General features: G+C 71.4%; 18 protein-coding genes and 3 pseudogenes. 15 read left to right on the top strand and 6 right to left on the bottom strand.

The genetic code is table 11. The annotated features are described in order from the left end of the window. Nucleotides 1-28: 28 nt before the first annotated feature. Nucleotides 29-1324 carry a PhoH family protein gene (locus AB3K78_RS01960; protein ID WP_416447282.1) on the bottom strand — a complete coding sequence of 432 codons (1296 nt, stop codon included), beginning with the start codon at nt 1322-1324 and terminating at the stop codon, nt 29-31. Nucleotides 1325-1768: 444 nt separating this feature from the next. On the opposite strand from AB3K78_RS01960, the gene mtnA reads away from it, so the two are divergent. From mtnA to AB3K78_RS01890, 14 genes and pseudogenes are all read left to right on the top strand, one after another. Beyond that, nucleotides 1769-2812: an S-methyl-5-thioribose-1-phosphate isomerase gene (mtnA, locus tag AB3K78_RS01955; protein WP_416445704.1), complete on the top strand. Its 1044-nt coding sequence runs from the start codon at nt 1769-1771 to the stop codon at nt 2810-2812. Between the two features lie 24 nt (nt 2813-2836). After that, nucleotides 2837-3889, top strand: a complete 1053-nt coding sequence (locus AB3K78_RS01950) for a BMP family ABC transporter substrate-binding protein (RefSeq protein WP_416445702.1) — start codon at nt 2837-2839, stop codon at nt 3887-3889. A 148-nt stretch (nt 3890-4037) separates the two neighbouring features. Continuing rightward, nucleotides 4038-4484, top strand: a pseudogene (locus AB3K78_RS01945) (ATP-binding cassette domain-containing protein); the annotation flags it as partial. A 389-nt stretch (nt 4485-4873) separates the two neighbouring features. Continuing rightward, nucleotides 4874-5611, top strand: coding sequence for an ATP-binding cassette domain-containing protein (locus AB3K78_RS01940; RefSeq protein WP_416445700.1), 738 nt, complete (start codon nt 4874-4876; stop codon nt 5609-5611). Then, entirely contained in the window at nt 5608-6852 is a 1245-nt protein-coding gene (locus AB3K78_RS01935) for an ABC transporter permease (RefSeq protein ID WP_416445698.1), read from the top strand. Before AB3K78_RS01940 ends, AB3K78_RS01935 begins: the two co-directional genes overlap by 4 nt. After that, a complete protein-coding gene (locus AB3K78_RS01930) occupies nt 6849-7763 on the top strand; it encodes an ABC transporter permease (protein ID WP_416445696.1) in 915 nt (304 codons plus the stop codon). The genes AB3K78_RS01935 and AB3K78_RS01930 overlap by 4 nt, the downstream gene beginning before the upstream one ends. Continuing rightward, complete coding sequence (locus AB3K78_RS01925) at nt 7760-8254, top strand: cupin domain-containing protein (protein ID WP_416445694.1); 495 nt, start codon at nt 7760-7762, stop codon at nt 8252-8254. The genes AB3K78_RS01930 and AB3K78_RS01925 overlap by 4 nt, the downstream gene beginning before the upstream one ends. Nucleotides 8255-8268: 14 nt before the next feature. Beyond that, the gene (locus AB3K78_RS01920; protein WP_416445692.1) at nt 8269-9306 is read left to right on the top strand and encodes a response regulator; all 1038 of its coding nucleotides are present in this window, start codon (nt 8269-8271) and stop codon (nt 9304-9306) included. After that, a complete protein-coding gene (locus tag AB3K78_RS01915; protein ID WP_416445690.1) occupies nt 9306-10295 on the top strand; it encodes an ATP-grasp domain-containing protein in 990 nt (329 codons plus the stop codon). The genes AB3K78_RS01920 and AB3K78_RS01915 overlap by 1 nt, the downstream gene beginning before the upstream one ends. Then, nucleotides 10292-10483 (top strand): annotated as a pseudogene (locus AB3K78_RS01910) (histidinol-phosphatase); the annotation flags it as partial. The gene AB3K78_RS01915 and the pseudogene AB3K78_RS01910, both read left to right, overlap by 4 nt. Before the next feature lie 529 nt (nt 10484-11012). Then, nucleotides 11013-12500 carry a glycosyltransferase family 2 protein gene (locus AB3K78_RS01905; protein ID WP_416445688.1) on the top strand — a complete coding sequence of 496 codons (1488 nt, stop codon included), beginning with the start codon at nt 11013-11015 and terminating at the stop codon, nt 12498-12500. Further along, entirely contained in the window at nt 12497-12628 is a 132-nt protein-coding gene (locus AB3K78_RS01900; RefSeq protein ID WP_416447281.1) for a hypothetical protein, read from the top strand. The genes AB3K78_RS01905 and AB3K78_RS01900 overlap by 4 nt, the downstream gene beginning before the upstream one ends. Then, nucleotides 12625-12969 carry a response regulator gene (locus AB3K78_RS01895; RefSeq protein WP_416445686.1) on the top strand — a complete coding sequence of 115 codons (345 nt, stop codon included), beginning with the start codon at nt 12625-12627 and terminating at the stop codon, nt 12967-12969. The genes AB3K78_RS01900 and AB3K78_RS01895 overlap by 4 nt, the downstream gene beginning before the upstream one ends. Further along, on the top strand, nt 12966-14753 hold the full coding sequence (locus AB3K78_RS01890; protein ID WP_416445684.1) for a sensor histidine kinase: 1788 nt from the start codon (nt 12966-12968) through the stop codon (nt 14751-14753). Before AB3K78_RS01895 ends, AB3K78_RS01890 begins: the two co-directional genes overlap by 4 nt. A gap of 169 nt (nt 14754-14922) precedes the next feature. Here the strand turns inward: AB3K78_RS01890 and AB3K78_RS01885 are convergent, their stop codons facing one another. From AB3K78_RS01885 to AB3K78_RS01870, 4 genes are all read right to left on the bottom strand, one after another. Next, nucleotides 14923-15681 carry a nucleoside phosphorylase gene (locus AB3K78_RS01885; protein ID WP_416445682.1) on the bottom strand — a complete coding sequence of 253 codons (759 nt, stop codon included), beginning with the start codon at nt 15679-15681 and terminating at the stop codon, nt 14923-14925. An 88-nt stretch (nt 15682-15769) separates the two neighbouring features. Next, the gene (locus tag AB3K78_RS01880; protein WP_416445680.1) at nt 15770-17089 is read right to left on the bottom strand and encodes an amidohydrolase; all 1320 of its coding nucleotides are present in this window, start codon (nt 17087-17089) and stop codon (nt 15770-15772) included. A 32-nt stretch (nt 17090-17121) separates the two neighbouring features. Then, on the bottom strand, nt 17122-17901 hold the full coding sequence (locus tag AB3K78_RS01875) for an SDR family NAD(P)-dependent oxidoreductase (protein WP_416445678.1): 780 nt from the start codon (nt 17899-17901) through the stop codon (nt 17122-17124). 61 nt (nt 17902-17962) lie between these two features. Next, nucleotides 17963-18748 (bottom strand): isoprenyl transferase, encoded by a 786-nt coding sequence (locus tag AB3K78_RS01870; RefSeq protein WP_416445676.1) that lies wholly within the window; start codon nt 18746-18748, stop codon nt 17963-17965. Between the two features lie 84 nt (nt 18749-18832). Here AB3K78_RS01870 and trhA point away from each other — a divergent pair. After that, nucleotides 18833-19581, top strand: a pseudogene (gene trhA, locus AB3K78_RS01865) (PAQR family membrane homeostasis protein TrhA). Here the strand turns inward: trhA and AB3K78_RS01860 are convergent. Beyond that, complete coding sequence (locus tag AB3K78_RS01860; RefSeq protein ID WP_416445674.1) at nt 19578-20330, bottom strand: hypothetical protein; 753 nt, start codon at nt 20328-20330, stop codon at nt 19578-19580. The pseudogene trhA and the gene AB3K78_RS01860 overlap by 4 nt on opposite strands. Nucleotides 20331-20337 lie beyond the last annotated feature (7 nt).

The following is a 20337-nucleotide window of genomic DNA, read 5'->3' as shown; positions in this document are numbered from 1 at the left end:
ACCTCAGCCTACGCCCGCCCCGACCGGCTCAGTCCTCCAGCAGTTCGGTGACGAGCGCGGCGATGTCGCTGCGCTCCGAGCGGGTGAGGGTCACGTGCCCGAACAGCGGGTTGCCCTTCAGCTTCTCGATCACCGCGGCGATGCCGTCGTGGCGGCCGACCCGCAGGTTGTCGCGCTGGGCGACGTCGTGCGTGAGCACGACGCGCGAGCGCTGGCCGATGCGGCTCAGCATCGTGAGCAGCACGTTGCGTTCGAGCGACTGCGCCTCGTCGACGATCACGAAGGCGTCGTGGAGGGAGCGCCCGCGGATGTGCGTCAGCGGCAGCACCTCCACCAGCCCCCTGGCCTCGACCTCGTCGAGCACGTTCTGCGACACGATCGACCCCAGGGTGTCGAAGACCGCCTGGCCCCAGGGGCCCATCTTCTCCTGCTGGTCGCCGGGCAGGTACCCGAGCTCCTGGCCTCCGACCGCGTAGAGCGGCCGGAAGACCATCACCTTGCGGTGCTGCTGCCGTTCGACCACGGCTTCGAGCCCCGCGGCGAGCGCGAGCGCCGACTTCCCGGTGCCGGCTCGGCCGCCGAGCGAGACGATCCCGACCGACTGGTCGAGCAGCAGGTCGATCGCGAGCCGTTGCTCCGCGCTGCGTCCGTGCAGCCCGAACACCTCTCGGTCGCCCCTGACGAGGCGGACGGCACCCTCGCGCCCGTCGATCCGGCCGAGCGCGGATCCGCGCGGCGAGGTGATCACGAGTCCGGTGCCGAACGGGAGCTCGCGTGCGTCCTCGACGCCGTCGAGGCGTTCCTCGTCCCACAGCTCGGCCATGCGCTCGTCGTCGAGTTCGAGCTCCGCGATGCCCGTGTACGCGTCGTCGTGCGCGAGCTCGGCCCGGTACTCCTCGGCTCCGAGGCCGATCGCGGCGGCCTTCACCCGCATGGGGAGGTCCTTCGAGACGACGGTCACGGCGAGCCCCTCGGCGGCCAGGTTCTGCGCGACGGCGAGGATCCGGGTGTCGTTGTCGCCGAGCCGCATGCCGCTCGGCAGGGTCTGCTGATCCGAGTGGTTGAGCTCGACCCGCAGGGTGCCGCCCTGGTCGCCGACGGGAACCGGGAAGTCGAGCCGCAGGTGCTGCTCGCGCAGCCCGTCGAGCAGCCGGAGCGCGCGTCTCGCGAAGAACCCGATCTCGGGATCGTGCCGTTTCTTCTCGAGCTCCGTGATCACCACGACCGGGAGCACGACCGCATGCTCGGCGAATCGGAAGAGCGCGCCGGGATCGCTCAGCAGGACCGAGGTGTCGAGCACGTAGGTGCGCTCGGCCTGCGGCAGCCGTTCGTGGGTACCGGTCGCGGGGGCTTCCGCGGTCCGGACGGCGTCGGCGCTGGTGGAGTGGATTTCGGCCACGGGGGCTCCCTTGCTCGGGGATCTGCGGATCCCGTCTGCGCGGAGGCCGTTGCCACCGAGGGGGAAATGGCCTCCTCGACCGGGCGCTTTGCCCGATGCACCACACGGTACGCGCGTACGCCGCGAAGCCGCTCCACGACACGCACCCCGCCGGGTGAACGTTTCGGGTCCGGCGCGGGTCCGGCGCGCGAACGATGGCCTTCGGAACGGCGCTCGCGATCTTCCGGATCGCTCGCGCGCGCCTCTTCCACAACCGTGCCCGGAGACGGCTGGGAATCAGATATTCTGTCGTGGTTGCGCTCCCCTCGCCGTCCTCGGCCGTGGCGGGCGCGTCACACCGACGACACGCACACAGAAACGGGGTCCTTCGTGCGCACGATCGACTGGATCGATGGAGCCATCGAACTGATCGACCAGACGCTCCTTCCGCATACGGTGGAGGTGCACCGCGTCACCGAGCTGCCCGAGCTGATCGACGACATCAAGCGGCTCGCCGTGCGCGGGGCCCCCGCCCTCGGCGTCGCCGGCGCGCTCGGCGTCGCACTGATCGCGGCGAGCGTGCAGCGCTCGGGCGGCGACGAGGAGCTCGACACCGCGGAGGTCCGCCGCCAGGCCGCGCTGCTGCGCGAAGCCCGGCCCACCGCGGTGAACCTGTCGTGGGGCGTCGACCGAGCGCTCACCGCCCTCGACTCGGGCGCCGAGGCGGTGCTCGAGGAGGCCCTGCGCATCCGCGACGAGGACATCGCCGCGTGCATCTCGATGGGGCTGTACGGCGCCGACCTGACCCGTGAGCTCACGGGCAAGGATCGCGTCCGCGTCATGACCATCTGCAACACGGGCAGTCTCGCCACGGTCGAGCGCGGGACCGCGCTCGGCGTGATCCAGACCCTGCTCGAGCAGGGCTCCCTCGAAGAGGCGTTCCCGCTCGAGACCCGCCCGCTGCTGCAGGGCGCGCGCCTCACCGCGTGGGAGCTGCAGCGCATGGATGCGCCGTTCCGCCTGCTCGTCGACTCGGCCGGCCCGTTCCTGCTCTCGCGCGGGATCGCCGACGCCGTGTTCATCGGTGCCGACCGCATCGCGGCCAACGGCGACACGGCCAACAAGGTCGGATCCTTCTCGCTCGCCCTCGCGGCGAAGCACGCCGGGGTCCCCTTCATCGTGGTCGCCCCCGAGTCCACGGTCGACATGAGCACCGCGAGCGGCGCCGACATCGAGATCGAGGACCGCGGAGTGGACGAGGTCGCTGGCTTCGGCGGCGTCCGCACGGCACCCGAGGGCATCGCCGCCGTCAACCCCGCCTTCGACGTCACCCCGAACGAACTGATCACTGCGATCGTCACCGAGCGCCGGGTCATTCTCCCGGGCCGCGGCGAGACCCTGCGGGACACCCCGCTGGGCGAGCTGCGCGCCTGAACCATGCAACGAAAGGAACCCTGCATGTTCTTCACCAAGCGCCGCGCCACTGCGGCTCTCGTCGCCGGCGCCGCAGCCGGCGCCCTGCTGCTGAGCGGCTGCTCGGGCAACGCCGGCGGCTCGGCGGACTCCTCGGCCGACGGCCCCTCGTTCGTCTACATCACGAGCGATCCCATCGGTCAGAACGAGTTCCTCAAGTCGGGCAAGACCGGCATCGAGAAGGTCGCGAAGGACAACGACGGCACCGCGAAGACCTTCGAGTCGAAGGACGAGGCGAACCGCCGCTCGAACCTCGAGTCGGCCGTCGCCCAGCAGCCCAAGGTCATCGTCATGCTGGGCTTCCAGTTCGGCGACATGGCCAAGGAGTTCGCCACGCAGTACCCCGACCAGAAGTTCCTGCTGATCGACACCACCGTCGAGAACGCGCCGAAGAACCTCTACCAGGCGACCTTCCGCGAGCAGGAGCCCTCCTACCTCCTCGGGTACGAGGCCGGCCTCCTCACCAAGACCAACACCGTCGGCTCGGTGCTGTCGCTCGACATCCCGCTGCTCAAGAAGTACTCGGGCGGGTTCGACGAGGGCGCCAAGGCCGCCAAGGCGGACGTCAAGACCGTCGCACCGCAGATCATCGGCGGCGACAACCCGTTCGCCGACACCGCGCGCGCCAAGGAGCAGGCGATCGCATTCGCCGGCACCGGCGCCGACCAGGTGTTCGCCGTGGGCGCAGCGGCCAACGGCGGCATCTTCGACGCTGCGAAGGAGAAGAACTTCTTCGCGTACGGCGTCGACGCGAACCAGTGCCAGATGGCTCCGGGCAACGTGGTCGACGGCACCGTCAAGGCCGTCGACAAGGTCGTCGAGACCGTCGTCGGCGAGATCATCGACGGCAAGAGCGCTGCCGACGCGACCTCCTCGTTCGGCCTGAAGGAGCAGGGCATGTCGATCGTCAGCCTCTCCGACGGTGCGAAGGACTCGGGCTGCGTGGTCATGGAGCACGCCGACGTCCTGAAGAAGGTCACCGAGGTCCGCGACCAGATCGTCGCCGGCACCGTCAAGGTCACCGACCCCACCAAGTAGGGCCGGTCGTTCCGGCCGCCAACCGCCCGCCGGTTGAGCGAGGGACGAGTCGAAACCGAGGCCCGCGCTTCGGTTTCGACTCGCAAGCTCGCTCAACCGGCGGGTCGGCTTCCACCACCCCAGCACCACCCCCTTCGAAGGAGCGAGCATGATCCCCGAGGTCGAGATGCGCGGCATCACCAAGCGCTTCCCCGGCGTGCTCGCCGACGACGACGTCCACTTCGAGGTCGCCCCGGGCGAGATCCACGCCCTGATGGGCGAGAACGGCGCCGGCAAGTCGATCCTCATGTCGATGCTCGCCGGCGTCTACCAGCCCGACGAGGGCGAGATCCTCATCCGCGGCGAGCAGCAGCACTTCGCCTCGCCCCTCGACGCGATCGATGCCGGCATCGGCATGGTCTTCCAGTCGTTCAAGCTCTTCCCCTCCCTCACCATCGCCGAGAACGTCGTGTTCCGCAGCGAGCCGACGAAGCGCGGCCTCATCGATCGCCGCGAGGCGAACCGTCTCGTCTCCGAGATCGCCGACCGCTACGGCCTGGCGCTCGATCCCGCGGCCCGCGTCGACTCGGTCCCCGTCGGCGTGCTGCAGCGGGTCGAGATCGTCAAGGCCCTCTACCGCGAGGCGAAGGTCCTCATCCTCGACGAGCCCACGGCCGTGCTCACCCCGCAGGAGACCGAGCGCCTGTTCGACGTGCTCCGCGCGCTCAAGGCCGACGGACGCACCATCATCCTCATCACGCACAAGCTGAACGAGGTCATGGCGATCTCCGACCGCGTCACCGTGCTGCGCGACGGCCGCAACGTGGCGCAGCTCGTCACGGCCGACAGCTCCCCCGCCGAGATCACGCGCCACATGACCGGCCGCGACGTCGACCTCACCACCCCGCCGCCCGCGCAGGAGCCGGGCGACACCGTGCTCGAGGTCCGGGGCCTGACGGTCTCGGGCGACGGCGGCCGCGACAGCGTCGCGGAGGCCTCCTCGCGGTGCGCGCGGGCGAGGTCGTGGGCATCGCGGGCGTCGCCGGCAACGGCCAGGTGGAGCTCGCCGAAGCGATCCTCGGCATGCGCCAGGCCGCCGCCGGTTCCGTCTCGGTCTCGGGCGTCGACCTCAGCCGGGCATCGATCGCGGCCCGCCGCGACGGCGGCATCGCCTACGTGCCCGAGGACCGCCACGCGGTCGGCAGCGCAGGCACCGCGGACGCCATCGACAATCTCGCCCTCGGCCACCATCGCCGGGCCCCGATCATGCGCCGCGGCCTCCTGTCGCGCAGCGCCATGACCGATCACGCGAAGCGCCTCATCGCCCGTTTCGGGGTCAAGATCGCGAGTCCCACCACCCCCGTCGGCACGCTGTCGGGTGGCAACCTGCAGAAGGTCGTCGTCGCGCGCGAGCTCGACTACCGCTCGCCCGTGCTCGTCGTCGAGCAGCCCACCCGCGGCGTCGACATCGGTGCCATCGAGTCGATCCACCGCGAACTCTGCGAGTACCGCGACGCCGGAGGCGCACTGCTGCTCATCTCGGCCGAGCTCAGCGAGATCATGTCGCTCTCGGGCCGCATCCTCGTGATGTTCGAGGGCCGCATCGTCGCCGAGGTGCCCCGCGCCGAAGCGGACGAGGCCCTCCTCGGCCTCTACATGGCCGGCCACGAGCCCGAGGAACGGCACCGCCCGGCGGGCGCCGCAGTCCGCGTCAGCGGCGCACAGAACGGAGACGCGCAGTGACCCAGGCAGTGAACGATCGGCCGGGCTCGGGCGTGCTCCCGCGTATCGGCCGCTGGCTCGCGGGCCCGATCCCCGTCTCGGTGGTGCTCGCGCTCGTCGTGGGTGCCGTGTTCATGCTCGTCGCCGGCGTCGACCCGATCTCGGGCTACCGCGCCATGGTGTCTGGCTCGTTCGGCACCGGCATGGGCATCGCGAACACCCTCGGACGCGCCATCCCGATCATCGGCATCGGCATCGGCATCGCCCTCGCGTTCCGCGCCGGCATCATCAACCTGGGCACCGAGGGCCAGGCCGTGCTCGGCGCGCTCGCCGGCGGCTTCGTCGCGGTCTACATGCCCGGCCCCGGCCCGCTCGTCGCGCTCTGCGCGATGGTCACCGGCGTGGTCGCGGGTGCCGCGTGGGGCCTGCTCGCGGCGCTGCTGCAGAACTCGCTCGGCGTGCCGATCCTGCTCGCCACGCTGCTGCTCAACTATCCGGCCCGATACTTCTCCTCCTGGCTGATCCGGTTCCAGCTGAAGGATCCCTCGACCGACCTCGTCGCGAGCAAGCAGATCGACCCCGGCGCGCAGCTGACCGCGCTCGTGCCCGCGGGCCCTACGGCCGAGGCCGTGCGACGCACCTTCGGACCGATGAGCCCGATCACCATGGTGCTCACCCAGGTCAACTGGTCGCTCGTGATCGTCGCCGTGCTCGTGATCGGCGCGATCTTCGTGAACCGTCGCACCCGCTACGGCTTCGAGGCCGGGCTCGCCGGGCAGAACCCCGAGTTCACGCGCTACGGCGGGGTGAAGCCGGGCCCGCTCGTGCTGCGCACCATGGCGCTGTCGGGCGGCATCGCCGGACTCATCGGCGTGCTGATCGTGATCGGCGCCCCGAACACGCGCATGATCGAGGGCCACATCGTCCAGACGAACTACGCCTGGACCGCGCTGCTCGTCACCCTGCTCGCGCTGTACCGCCCCCTCGGCGTCGCGATCGCCGGCCTCTTCTTCGGCGCGATCATCGTCGGCAGCGAGGCGATGGGGCGCGACCTCGGGCTGTCCCCGCAGATCGCCGCGGTGATCCAGGCGCTCGTCATCATCCTGCTCGCCTACCGGGTGGCGCTGCCCCGGTTCCGCAAGAAACGGCAGGACCCCGGCCCCGTGGATCCGCCGACGTCCGCACCCACGGTCCCCGCCGCGGCGGCTCCGTCCGCCGTCGCCCCGACCACCGCAACCACCGAGCCCGGAGGCGAACGATGAACCTGCTCGCCATGTTCGACCAGGACCTGGTCGCCTCCGTCCTCCGCTCGCTCATCCCGATCCTGCTCGCCGCGCTCGGCGGCATGATCTGCGAGCGCGTGGGCATCTTCAACATCGGCCTCGAGGGCATCCTGCTCATCGGCACCTTCACCGGTGTCGCGGTCTCCTACGGCACCCACAGCTGGATCCTCGGCTCCCTCGCGGCGATGATCGCGGGCATGCTGTTCTCGATGATCCTCGGCTACGGCGCGGTGTACCGCAAGGGCGATCCCATCGTGCTCGCGGTCGCCATGAACATCCTGGCCGTCGGCATGACGAGCTTCCTGCTCCTCGCGATCTTCCACGTCCAGGGCGTGTTCAAGGATCCGAAGATCGACGGGATCCCCACCTGGCGGATCCCGGGCCTCGCCGATATCCCCGGCATCGGCCCGCTGTTCTCGCTGACGCCGATCGGCTACCTCGCGCTGCTGCTCGTCCCCGTGCTCTGGGTCGTACTGTTCCGCACGCCCGTCGGCCTGCGCCTGCGCGGCGTGGGCGAGCGCCCGCTCGCCGCGGCGACGCTGGGCGTGAACCCCCAGCGCTACCAGCTGCTCGCCGTGCTCGCCTCGGGCGCGCTCGCGGGCCTGGGCGGCGCGCAGCTCGCGCTCGGAAACGTGGTGCAGTTCACCGAGAACATGTCGGCCGGCCGCGGCTGGATCGCCGTCGTCGTGGTCATGCTCGCCCGGGCGCACCCCGTTGGCGTGCTCGGTGCGGCGCTGCTGTTCGGCTTCGCCGACGCGATCGGCTTCCGCCTGCAGTCCTTCGGCCTGCCCCAGCAGCTGACCGATGCCGGTCCCTACATCGTGACCCTGGTCGTGCTCATCCTCATGAGCCGACGGTTCAAGCAGACCCGGGCGGCGCAGCTCGCATGAGCCGGTCCGATTCGGCCGACGCGACGCCCCCGTGCCCCGAGATCCCCGAGGAGGCGGCACGCTGGGTCGCCGCGCTCGGTCTCGAACCGCTCCCCCACGAGGGCGGGCTGTTCCGGCAGGCCCACCTCGACGCGCATTCGACCGCGATCTACTTCCTGCTCGCGGGCGATGACTTCTCGGCGCTGCACTCGCTCGAGTCGGTCGAGATCTACCACTGGTACGCGGGCTCCCCGCTGCGCCTGCTCCTGCTCCACCCCGATGGGACGGCCGAGGAGCACCTGCTGGGTGCCGACCCCGCGGCCGGGCTGCTGCCCCAGTTCGCCGTGCCCGCGGGAGTCATGCAGGGCTCCTCGTCCGCCGGCGACTGGACCCTGGTCGGCACCACCATGGCACCCGGGTTCGACTGGGAGGGATTCCGGCTCGGGGATCGCGCGGAGCTCTCGAAGAGATACCCTGGGTTCTCGAACCGGATCGCCGAACTGACCCGCTGAGGAGACCGCAGCCGATGGCCAACGACGCCCCTCGAGTACTCGTCGTCGACGACCCCGATGTGGCCCTGCTGGTGCGCACGATCCTCGAGCGGCGGGCGGGCTGCACCGTCGACGTCGCTTCCGACGGCCTCCGCGCGGTCGAGCAGGCCGCGGCCGCGCGCCCCGATGTCGTCATCACCGACATCGAGATGCCGGGCCTGAACGGACTCGAGCTGCTGGCCGAGCTGCGCCGCAGCATCCCGGGCGTGCCCGTGATCGTGATGACCGCGCACGTCTCGGTCGAATACGCGGTCTCGGCGCTGCGCGCCCAGGCCGACGAGTTCCTCACCAAGCCGTTGGACAACGCCGCGCTGGTCGAGACCGTGCGGCGTCTCGCGGCCGAGGGCCGCGCCCGAGGCACGGAACGGCCGGTGGAGACGGTGCTCGCCATCGGCGCGCACCCCGACGACGTCGAGATCGGCGCCGGCGGAATCCTGGCGGCGCACGCCGAGGCCGGTGACCGCATCACGATCCTCACCCTGTCCCGCGGAGCCAGGGGCGGCGACGCCGACAGCAGGCAGCACGAATCCCTCGCCGCCGCGGAGCTGCTGGGCGCCCGTCTGTTCCTGCAGGACCTCGTCGACACCGAGATCCCGAGCAGCGGACCGACGGTGCGGCTCATCGAGGAGGTCGTGCGGGAGGTACGCCCCACCGTCGTCTACACCCACTCCGGGCATGATCGGCACCAGGACCACCGGGCGGTGAGCGAGGCGACCATCGCGGCGACGCGCCGCGTGCCGACCGTCGCCTGCTACCAGAGCCCCTCCGCCACCATCGACTACCGGCCGACGCGGTTCGTCCGCATCGAACGGTTCCTGGACCGCAAGCTCGAGCTCCTGCGGTGCTTCGATTCCCAGACCGCGAGCCGCGACTACCTCTCGCCCGAGTTCGTCACCGCGACCGCGCGATACTGGACCCGATTCGGCGGCGGCACCGCCGTCGAACCCCTCGAGGTGGTCCGGGAGAGCTCCGAACTCGCCCGAACCGCCGAGCACCTGCGACTGGAGAGCTGATGACCGCCCGTGTTCTGGTGACCGGAGCCGGAGGCCCCGCCGGTGTCGCCGTGATCCGCTCCCTGCTGCGCCGCGAGGACGTGACGGTGTTCGCCGCCGACAGGGACGGCTGGGCCAGCGGCCTCTATCTGGTGCCCGCCGAACGACGACGGCTCCTGCCCCCGGGGCGCGACGACGCGTTCGTGCCGGCGCTCGCCGCCCTCGTCGCGGGCGATCGCCTCGACCTCGTCGTCTCGACCGTCGACGTCGAACTGATCGCCCTCGCCGACCGCCGGGACGAGCTCGCCCCGGCCGTGCTGGCAGCGCCCTCGGCCGAGACCCTGCGCGTCTCGCTCGACAAGCTCGCCCTCGCGGATCGCTGCGCGGCGACGGGCCGCTCGCCGCGCACCGTGCTCGCGGGCCCCGACGCGCTCGCCCTCGACTGGGAGTTCCCGGTCTTCGCGAAGCCCCGTCAGGGCGCCGGGAGCCGGGGGATCCGCCTGGTGCCGGACCGCGCGGCGCTCGAAGCGCTGCCCCTGGACGAGGGCCTGATCGTGCAGGACCTGCTGCCCGGCGAGGAGTACTCAGTCGACGTCATCGCCGATGCGAACGGCGGGATCGTCGCGGCGGTGCCGCGCACACGCGCCCGCGTGGACTCGGGCGTCGCCATCGCGGGACGCACCGTGCTCGATCCCGAGCTCGAGGACACGGCGGCGGCCGTGGCCCGCGCGATCGGGCTCGTCGGCGTCGCCAACGTGCAGCTCCGCCGCGATCGGGCGGGCCGTGCGATGCTGCTCGAGGTCAACCCCCGGTTCCCCGGGGCCCTCCCGCTGACCATCGCCGCGGGGGTCGACATCCCCTCGCTCGTGGTCGACCTGTTCCTCGGCGAGACGCTGCCGGAGCGGGTCGGGTTCCGCGAGGTCGCATCCGTGCGCTTCCTCGAGGACGTGATCGTCGAGGTCGACGCGATCCTCGAGTCCGAGCACGCCGGGCACCAGGACGAGTCGTGAGCACCGCATCCGCTTCGGTGCTCCGAGGCGATCACCACGTCCACTCGACGTTCTCCGACGACGCGGTCTCCTCGCTCGCGCAGAACGTCGCCGCGGCCGCGACGGTCGGCCTCGAGACGCTGCGGCTCGTCGACCACGTTCGCCGCAGCACCGACTGGGTGCCCGAATACCTCGCCGCCGTCGCCGCGCTCCGCGTACCCGACGGGCTCACCGTCCTCACCGGCGTCGAGGCGAAGATCCTCGATCGCGCGGGCTCGCTCGACATCCCGGCGCTCCCCGCAGGCATCGACCGGATCCTCATCGCGGACCACCAGTTCCCCGGGGCCGACGGACCGCTCGGACCGTCCGAGGTCCGCGCGCGCCTCGCCGCGGGGTGGTCCGAGGAGGACGCACTCGACGATCTCGTGCACGCGCTCGTCGCGGCGATGCACCGCCATCCCGGCAGCCAGCTGGCGCACTGCTTCTCGATCCTGCCGAAGATCGGACTGGCCGAGTCCCGGCTCGGTGCCGAGCGCCTCGCGGCCTGGGCATCCACCGCCGCCGCGACCGGAACCCTCGTCGAGGTGAACGAGAAGTGGGGCTGCCCCGAGCCCGCGACCCTCGCGGCCCTGCGCGAGGCGGGTGCCGGGATCGTCGCGTCGACCGACAGTCACGACGCGGCCGAAGTCGGACGCTACCGGCGGGTGCGCGACCTGCTCGACGCGGCGGAGCCCTCGCGTGAGCACCCCGAACGGCTTCGAAGTCGCCCTGATCGTGTTCCTGCTGGTCTGCGTGCTGCTCGGCACCACCCCCGTGTTCAACACGGCCTTCCAGTTCCTGGTGCTCCCGCTCCACGCCTTCAAGAACCACTACCGGCGGGCGGCCCCCTACACGCCGAACATCGCGGTGGTCGTCCCCGCGTGGAACGAGGGGCTCGTGATCGGCGCATCGATCGATCGGCTCCTCACCCTGGAGTACCCGCACGATCGGCTGCGCATCTACGTGGTCGACGACGCCTCGACCGACAGCACCCCCGACGTGGTCCTCGGCAAGGCGGCCGAGCACCCGGGCCGCGTCGTGCATCTGCGGCGCGAGCAGGGCGGCGAAGGCAAGGCTCACACGCTGAACCACGGCCTCTCGCGCGTCCTCGCCGACCCGTGGACCGAGGCGGTGCTCATCATGGACGCCGACGTCATCTTCGCCCGCGATTCGCTGCGCAAGATGAGTCGGCACCTCGCCGACGAGCGCGTCGGCGCCGTCACCGCGTACATCGCGGAGGGGAGCCACGACCGCAACTATCTCACCCGGTTCATCGGCATGGAATACGTGCTGGCGCAGCTCGCATCCCGACGCACGCAGAACGTGCTCGGAGCCATCGCCTGCCTCGCCGGCGGCGCCCAGCTGCACGCGCGGGCCAACCTGGAGGCGATCGGCGGCAGGATCCCCACCGGGACCCTCGCGGAGGACACCATGACCACGTTCGAGGGCCAGCTGCGCGGACGCCGCATGGTCTTCGAGCCGCACGCGGTCGTGCTGGCGGAGGAGCCCCGCACCGTCGACGCGCTGTGGAAACAGCGTCTGCGCTGGGCCCGCGGCAACGTGCAGCTCACCTCGATCTACCGGAAGGTCTGGTTCCGCCCGAGCCGGCTCCACCGGCTCGGCAGCCTCTCCTTCGGGCTCAGCTGGTTCAGCATCCTCCTGCTCCCGGTCTGGCTACTGCTCGCCTCCGCGGCCCTCTTCGCGCTGCTGCTCCTGCACAGCGGCATCGCCGAGGCCGTGTTCCGCTTCATGTGGATCCTCGCGGCCTGCACCTACCTCTTCTCGATGCTGTACGCCGTGCAGCTCGACGGACGCACCGGGCGTCGTTCGTGGCGGGAGGCGCTCCTGTTCCCGGGGCTCGGTGCGATGATCCTGATGGCGATCGCGCTGTTCCCCCGGTTCTCCGACGCCCTGCTCACCGACTGGCTGGGCGCGCTCACCCCCGAGGATCGCTTCGTGTACGCCTCGATCCTGTACCTCTGGGGCCCGATCTCTATGCTCGGCGCCTGGGCGGCCCGCTGGGTCGAACGGCTGCCCGGCGGACGCTTCGTCGCAGGGCTCTGCATTTACGTGTTCGGGTACGGATCGCTGCTCTGCGCGATTACTGTGGACTCGTACATCAAGGAGTGGCGCCGAGCCGACGCATCCTGGGTCAAGACCGAGAAGGTCGGAAGGGTCGTCTCATGAGTCCAGCACCGGAGCTCGACGAGATCGCGCGCGATGCACGGCGCGAGCGCCGGCTCGTGCCCCAGGCCCTGATCGCGCTCGCTGCGGTGGCCGCCATCGCCGTCGTTCGAGAGCTGTTCCTCCGATGAGCGCGCCGCTCGCCCTCACGGTGGAGGACAGCACGGACCAGTCGGCGCTGCTTCGTCTCCTGCTCGAGCGCGAGGGCTTCGAGGTCTTCGCGACCGCCGATGCCGAATCCGCCATCGCGGCGTTCGCGGAGATCTCCCCGTCGCTCGCGATCATCGACCTCCGCCTCCCCGGCCTCACCGGAGCGGAGTGCTCCCAGCGGCTGCGCGAACGCTTCCCCGAGTGCTTCATCGTGATCAGTTCGGTGCTCGATCCCGCCGATTATCCCGACGCCGACGCCGCGCTTCCGAAACCGGTGACCTCGGCGGCCATGCACGAACTCGTCGTCGGGCTCGCGGCATGAGCGAGGCCCCGCAGGGGCGGCTGCGCCGCCTCCTCGACCGCCCCGGCCCGCTGCTCAAGCAGGCCCCGACGGCGATCGCACTCCTCGTCGCGCTCGCCCTCGTCCACCTGGTCCCGGGCCTCGCCCCGGTGTCCGAGACCGCGGTCCTCACGGGGACCGCGGTGATCCTCGGAGCGACTGCCGGAGCCTGGGCGCTCAGCGCCCGCCGGCGGTACGACGGAGTGCTCGTGCTCCTCGTCCCCATGATCGACGTCGTGGGGCTCGGTCTGTTCCGCGCGGGGACCGGCGGCGCGCACTCGCTGTTCGGCGCGCTCGTGCTGCTGCCGGTGGTGTGGCTCGCGACCGCTGCGAAGGTCCGGTACGTCGTCGTCGCCGTCCTGCTGAGCTCCTTCACGATCCTCATGCCCTACCTGTTCGCCCCGCCGGACAGCCCGACCGACTGGCTCCGCGGCGTCGTCTCGCCGCTCGTCTACGCCGCTGTCGCCGCCGTCATCTTCGAGCTCTCGCGTCAGCAGCGGGTGCGCGTCGAACAGGCAGAGCGGCTCATCGCGGACCGCACCCGGGCGCTCGAGCAGAACGCCGAGATGATCGCCCGGCTGCGCGAGAGCGAGCAGCGGTACCGGGCCCTGCTCGAATCGTTCGAGAGCCTGTGGGCGTCGATCACCGCTCAGGCCGTCATCGCGACCGACTGCCGGGACACGGTCGAGGCATGGAACCCGGGGGCCGAGCGGATCCTCGGTCTCTCCCAGGCCGAGGCCCTCGACGAGGTCCGCGTGGATCGGTTCTTCCCCGCCGACGTGCTCGAGATGCTCGGCGAGGAGCACCCGGACCTGCCGCATCCCCACGCCCCCGAGGATCTGCCGCGGGGCGTCCGGGCGCTGTTCTCCCGCGCCGATTCCGACGCCACGGTCGACGCCGACCTCGAGATACTGACGGCGACCGGGATCACCGTGCCCGCGAGGATCACGGTGACCCCGCGCAAGGACGGGACGGGGCAGCAGCGCGGCTATCTGCTGGTCGTCACCGACGAGACCCGCGCGGTGGAGGTCGCCCGCATGAAGGACCAGTTCGTCGGCATGATCTCCCACGAGCTCCGCACCCCGCTCAGCGCGATCATCGGGTTCCTGGACCTGCTCCGCAGCGACCCCGAGCGCCCCCTCGCGGAGGAGCAGCGCGAGTTCGTCGACATCATCGAGCGCAACGCCCAGCGCCTGCTCGCCCTCGTCGGGGACCTCCTCTTCACCGCGCAGGTCGAGTCCGGACGGTTCCCGCTCGAGTGCTTCGACTCGGACCTCTCCGAGAGCGTGCGTTCCGCGGTCGAGTCCGCGGGGCCGCACGCCCAGCGCGAGGGGGTCGAGCTGCGCACCGAGCTCCCCGAACGCTCCGTCATGGTCTCCATCGATGCGCGGCGCATCGGCCAGGCGCTCGACAACCTGCTGTCGAACGCGATCAAGTTCACCCCGCGCGGCGGCCGGGTGACGGCATCGGTCCGCCCCCTCGACGGTGCGGTGGTGCTCGCGGTACGCGACACCGGCATCGGAATTCCCGAGGACGAGCAGGGCATGCTCTTCACCCGGTTCTTCAGAGCGTCGACCGCCACGAGGAACGCGGTTCCCGGGATCGGTCTCGGCCTGAGCATCACCCGGGCGATCGTGATCGCCCACGGTGGGCGCATGGAGGTCACGAGCCGCGTGGGCGAGGGCACCGAGTTCCGCATGACCCTGCCGATGGCGCCGCCCACCGAGGCGATTCCGAAGGTCCGGATCCGCGCAGGTCGCAGGTAGTCGGGATCGGGTCCGGTCTCGCAGGGGTCGGGGCCGCGCACGCCACCCGGCCGAGCGGAGATCCGCACGATCTCGGAGCATTCCCGCGATTTCGTCCGCTCCGCCGCAGATCTCCGGAATCCTGACGGCGCCTGCGCTCGACGGGACGCGTCTGCGTCTCGGTCTGCGCCTAGTCGGCGATGAGCACGTCGAGCGCGGTGTCGAGCGCTCCGTCGACGGCGCGGGTGACGATCTCGCGGTAGGGGTCGTAGCCGTCCATCGCGTCGTCCTTCGCGGCCAGCGGGTTGCCGTCGATCGCGAAGACCGCGCCGGCCTCGATTCCGTGCAGCGAAGCGATCACGAAGAGGGCGGAGGCCTCCATCTCGACCGCCACGATGCCTGCGCGCTGCCACATGCGGTGGTCGATGCCGGTGATCACGTCGCTCGGGTAGAACATGTCGCCCGTGAGCACGATGCCCGAGTGCACCTCGAGCCCCGTCTTCGCCGCGGCGGCCTTCAGCGCGACCGCGAGCTCGGGGGTCGCGATCGCGGGGAACTCGGTGGGCACGAGCTGGTGGCTCACCCCGTCGGCTCGCACGGCAGCGGTCGCGACGACGATCGCGCCGTCGACGACCTCGGGCTGGATGCCGCCGGCGGTGCCCGAGCGGATGATGCGGGTGACGCCGCCCCGGGCGAGCTCTTCGAAGCAGACGGCCGCGCCGGCCGCACCCACCCCGTGCGAGGCGACGGTGACCGGAACCCCGCGGTGGGTGCCCGAGTACACGTGGTACTCGCGGTTCGCGGTGAGCTGCCGCACGTCGTCGAGGCGCTCCGCAACACGCGCTGCGCGGCCGGGGTCCCCCACGACGAGCGCGCGGTCGGAGAGGTCGGCGACGCGAGCGCGCAGGAGCGGGAGTTCGGCATCGGCGGGAAGACGGACGGGCGCCATTGCGGTCACCTTTCGGGTCGGAAGCGAGGAACGGGCCCGGTCGCATCGCACCGGGCCAGGTCCTTCAATCGTAGGGCCGGATCCCGGCTCAGGAGGCCCGCAGGCGAGCAGCCGCCGCGGCTGCGCGGTCGCGGATCCCCGCCGCGTCGAGGGTGAGGTGCTCGCCGTCGGCGTAAACGTGGCGCCCGCCGATGAACACGTGGCGGACGTCCGTGCCTCGAGCGGCGAAGCCGAGGTGGGAGGTCAGCGACGCGTGCGGGATCGCGGAGGCGCCGCGGACGTCGAGCGCGATGACGTCGGCGAGACGGCCGACCTCGAGCGCGCCGGTCTCGGGGAATCCGACCGCCTCGGCGCCGCGGCGCGTCGCGATGTCGAGCACCATCGACGCGCGCACGGCGGCCGCGTCGTGCCGGACCCCGCGGTGCACGATGGTGCCGGTCTTGATCTCCTCGAAGAGGTCGAGGGTGTTGTTGCTCGCGACCGAGTCGGTGCCGAGCGAGAGCCGCACCCCGGCGTCGAGCATCTCGGGGAGGCGGGCGACTCCGTTGCCGAGCTTGAGATTCGACACCGGGTTGTGGCTCACCGCGACTCCGGCTTCGGCGAAGCGCGCGATCTCGCGGTCGGTCAGGTGCACGCAGTGGGCGGCGAGCACGGAGGCGTCGAAGAGGCCGAGTGCATCGAGGTGGTCGCCCGGCGTCGCCCCGTACTGCTCGCGGATCTGCTCGACCTCGGCCGGAGACTCGGAGACGTGGATGTGGATCGGCAGCCCGGTGCGCTGCGCGCGCTCGGAGATCTCGCGGAGGAACTCGGGCGGCGAGGTGTAGGGCGCGTGCGGACCGTAGGCGAGCCGGATCTGGGGATCGCCCGCGAAGACCTCGGCGAGGCGCTCCGTCTGGTCGAGCGCCTCGGCGCCCGTCCACGGGGCGACCCCCGGGAACCCGACGGCCTCGGCCGTGAATGCGGCCGGAGCTGCGAGCACGCGCATGCCGCTCGCCTGCACGAGCCGCAGCAGCGCCTCGTCCCAGTGGTACATGTCGGCGAAGGTCGTCGTGCCGCTCGCGATCATCTCGACCATGGCGAGCTCGAGGCCCACGGCGACGTCGGCGTGGGTGAGGTGCTGCTCGAGCCCCTGCACGGCGGCGAGCCAGGGCATGAACCCGTCGTCGTCGGATGCCCCGCGCAGCAGGGTCATGGCGGAGTGCGTGTGGCCGTTCACGAGTCCGGGCATGAGCACGTGGCCGCTCAGGTCGTGCGTGGGGGTCGAGTCCGCCCGTGCCGGACCGACGTAGGCGATGCGGCCGTCGGCACCGAACTCCAGTTCGACGCTGCCGGGCTCGCCGCCCATGGCGCCCTCGGGGGTCAGCAGAGCGTCGGCGCGCAGGATCGCGGCCTCGATCGGGTTGCTCATCGGAGTCCTCTCGTCCGGTGTCGGGGGGGCGGCTACCAGCCGGGGGTGGCGAGCATGCCGCCGTCGACCGCCAGGTCCTGCCCGGTGATGAATGCGGCGGCGTCGGAGGCGAGCAGCACGCAGGCGTCGCCGATGTCGCGGGGAGCGGCCATGCGGCCGAGCGGAGCGTGCGCCAGCCAGCTGGCCACGCCCTCCGGCCAGTTCTCGGCGAGTCCCGGCACCTCGACGAGGCCCGGCGACACCGTGTTGACCCGGATCCCCGAGGGCCCGAGCTCGAGCGCCGCGGCGCGCGCGTGCATGAGCAGCGCGGCCTTGGCGCTGGCGTAGTGCGCGTGCCCGGCCGCCGGGCGATGCCCCTCGATCGAGGCGATGTGCGTGATCGAGCCGCCGGCTTCGAACACCTGCGCCGCCGCCTGGCTCAGGGAGAACACGACGCCGACGTTGGTGGCGAACATCGCGTCCCAGGATTCGCGGCCGAGCTCGGAGAGGGGTTCCACCGGCTGGATCCCCGCGTTGTTGACCAGCGCGTCGAGTCCGCCGAGCTCCACGGCGCTGCGCGCCACCAGGTCCTGCGGTGCGCCGGGCTGCGACAGGTCGGCGCCGACGGCGACCGCGCGACCTCCGATCGATTCGATCTCGGCGACCAGGCGCGCCGCGGCGTCGGCGTTGGAGCGATAGTGCACCGCAACCGCCGCACCGGCCTCCGCGAAGCTGCGCGCGATTCCGCCGCCGACGCCGCCCGTGGCACCGGTGACGAGCACCCGGCGGCCCTGGAGCGACGGCAGGCGTGCGGCGTGATGCGTCTCGTTCATGCCCGCAATCGTATCGGCGACCGCCGACGTCCGCCCGAGCACCGCACGCGGCTCGGCCCCGCTACTTGCCGAGCCGGCGCTGCCGGCTCGAGTAGTCGCGCAGCGCGCGCAGCAGGTCGACTTCGCGCAGGTCGGGGTAGAGCGCCTCGACGAAGTAGAACTCGGAGTGCGCCGACTGCCAGATCATGAAGTCGCTGAGGCGCTGCTCCCCCGAGGTCCGGATCACGAGGTCGGGGTCGGCCTGGCCTCGGGTCCAGAGGTGCTCCCCGATGGTCTCGGGGGTGAGCCGCTCGGCCAGGGTCTCGAGCGTTCCGCCGGCCGCCTGGTGCTCCTCGATCACGCTGCGCATGGCCGCGGTGATCTCGCTGCGTCCGCCGTAGCCGACGGCCAGGTTCACGTGCAGGCCGGTGTGGTGCTTCGTCCGCTCCTCGGCGTCGTGCAGGGCCTCGGCAAGCTCGGCCGGAAGCCCGTCGCAGCTGCCCACGTGCTTCACGCGCCAATCACCGTGGGACCCGAGGTGCCGCGCGAGATCGCCGATGATCCCGAACAGGTCGGTGAGCTCCTGCTCGTGCCGTCCTTTGAGGTTGTCGCTCGAGAGCAGGTAGAGGGTGACCACCCGGATCCCCGCGTGCTCGCACCACCCGAGGAACTCGGGGATCTTCCGCGCACCGGCCCGGTGCCCGAAGGCCACCCGCTCCTGCAACCGCTGCTTGGCCCAGCGCCGATTGCCGTCGACGATCACCGCGATGTGGTGGGGCGAGCGCTCGCGATCGATCTCGCGGCGCAGGCGCCGCTGGTAGAGCCGATAGAGGGGCCCGGGTCGCGGAGCGGTTCGTTCGGGCGTCACTCGTCGATTCTATCCGCGCAGCGCGTTTGCAGGAGGTCGACATATATGCAGCTTCGGTGCTGTCGGCTCCGTACACTCGGAAGCATGAGCCAGCGAGCCAGTTCCTCGTCCGGTCGCGAGCGTCGTCTGCCCGATCCCGATCGGCTCTCGCTGCCCCTGCTCGAGGACGCCCTGGAGCATCCGCAGCCGACGGAGCCGAAGCCGAAGTGGCGCGGCTGGATCCACGCCGGCACCTTCCCCATCGCCATCGCGGCCGGCATCGTGCTGATCTGCCTGGCGCACGGCGCGGTCGCGAAGTGGGCGGGGGCGGTCTACCTGCTCACGAGCGCACTGCTGTTCGGCATCTCGGCGCTCTACCATCGCTTCAACTGGAAGCCGACGACCAAGCAGGTCTTCCGCCGGCTCGACCACGCGAACATCTTCCTGCTCATCGCGGGCACGTACACTCCCTCGCGCTGCTGGCCATGCCGCTCGACCGGGGCATCCTGCTGCTCGTCCTGGTCTGGGCCGGCGCACTGCTCGGCATCGGCTTCCGGGTCTTCTGGATCTCGGCCCCGCGCTGGCTGTACGTGCCGCTCTACGTGCTGCTCGGCTGGGCCGCCGTGATCTACCTGCCCGACATCTGGCAGGCGAATCCGGCGACCATGATCCTCGTGGTCGCCGGCGGCCTGCTCTACACCGGGGGCTCGGTCGTCTACGGCCTCAAACGGCCGAACCCGGTGCCCGGCGTCTTCGGGTTCCACGAGATCTTCCACACGCTCACGGTCCTCGCGTTCCTCTGCCACTGGGTCGCGGCGCTGCTCGTCTCGCTCGACCCGGTCTACCTGCGCTAGGAGCGGCGCCGGGCCGGGATCGCGAACGCGAGCATGGCGCCCAGCGCGGAGACCGCGGCTGCGAGCAGGAACAGCGCCCGGAATCCGCCTGCCCCCGGAGCGCCCGACGCGGCGACCCCCACCGAGGTGAGGATCAGGGTCGCGACCGGGGTGCCGAAGGCCGAGCCGACGGTGCGGAGCACGCCGTTCACTCCGAGCGCCGCCCCCAGTCCGGAACGCTCCACGTGCCCGGCGATGAGCTCGGCGATCACGGCGAAGCCGATGCCGTTGCCGAGGCCCACGAGGCTGAAGAACAGGATCACCGCGAGCAGGGATGCCGGCCGCAGCGCGATCCCGAGGCCGCCGACGCACATCGCGGCGAGCGCGATCGCGGCGACGGCGCGGCCGCTCAGACGACCGAGCAACCACGGTGTGAAGCGTCCGCCGAGGAACACCAGCACCGCGCCCGGGAGCAGCGCCGCACCGGTCGCGGTGACCCCGAGCCCCTGACCGATCGCGCCGGTGCCGGGACCGGGCGCCTGCAGCAGCAGCGGCAGCCCGACGTAGAACGCGTAGGGCACGAAACCGAGGAAGAGCGTGAGGGCGTTCGTCGCCGCGAGCGCCCGATTCGTCACGAGCACGGGATCGATGAGCGGCCGCGCGATGCGGCGCTCGACGACCGCGAGACCGACGAGGCCGAGCACCGCGAGCGCTCCGAGGCCGAGCACCGCGGGCGAGAGCCAGCCCCAGCGAGCGCCCTGCGAGATCACGAGCAGG

The sequence above is a fragment of the Leucobacter sp. HNU genome, assembly GCF_047946755.1.
In the GTDB taxonomy this organism is placed as follows: Bacteria; Actinomycetota; Actinomycetes; order Actinomycetales; family Microbacteriaceae; genus Leucobacter.
The sequence above is the reverse complement of the archived record's forward strand: the minus strand, read 5'-3'. Positions and strand labels throughout refer to the sequence as shown.

Excerpts from the sequence above, each read along its gene's own strand:
- AB3K78_RS01950 (WP_416445702.1), top strand. The coding sequence starts at position 2,837 with ATGTTCTTCACCAAGCGCCGCGCCACTGCGGCTCTCGTCGCCGGCGCC.
- AB3K78_RS01930 (WP_416445696.1), top strand. The coding sequence starts at position 6,849 with ATGAACCTGCTCGCCATGTTCGACCAGGACCTGGTCGCCTCCGTCCTC.
- AB3K78_RS01925 (WP_416445694.1), top strand. The coding sequence starts at position 7,760 with ATGAGCCGGTCCGATTCGGCCGACGCGACGCCCCCGTGCCCCGAGATC.
- AB3K78_RS01920 (WP_416445692.1), top strand. The coding sequence starts at position 8,269 with ATGGCCAACGACGCCCCTCGAGTACTCGTCGTCGACGACCCCGATGTG.
- AB3K78_RS01915 (WP_416445690.1), top strand. The coding sequence starts at position 9,306 with ATGACCGCCCGTGTTCTGGTGACCGGAGCCGGAGGCCCCGCCGGTGTC.
- AB3K78_RS01900 (WP_416447281.1), top strand. The coding sequence starts at position 12,497 with ATGAGTCCAGCACCGGAGCTCGACGAGATCGCGCGCGATGCACGGCGC.
- AB3K78_RS01895 (WP_416445686.1), top strand. The coding sequence starts at position 12,625 with ATGAGCGCGCCGCTCGCCCTCACGGTGGAGGACAGCACGGACCAGTCG.
- AB3K78_RS01890 (WP_416445684.1), top strand. The coding sequence starts at position 12,966 with ATGAGCGAGGCCCCGCAGGGGCGGCTGCGCCGCCTCCTCGACCGCCCC.
- AB3K78_RS01885 (WP_416445682.1), bottom strand. The coding sequence starts at position 15,681 with ATGGCGCCCGTCCGTCTTCCCGCCGATGCCGAACTCCCGCTCCTGCGC.
- AB3K78_RS01880 (WP_416445680.1), bottom strand. The coding sequence starts at position 17,089 with ATGAGCAACCCGATCGAGGCCGCGATCCTGCGCGCCGACGCTCTGCTG.
- AB3K78_RS01875 (WP_416445678.1), bottom strand. The coding sequence starts at position 17,901 with ATGAACGAGACGCATCACGCCGCACGCCTGCCGTCGCTCCAGGGCCGC.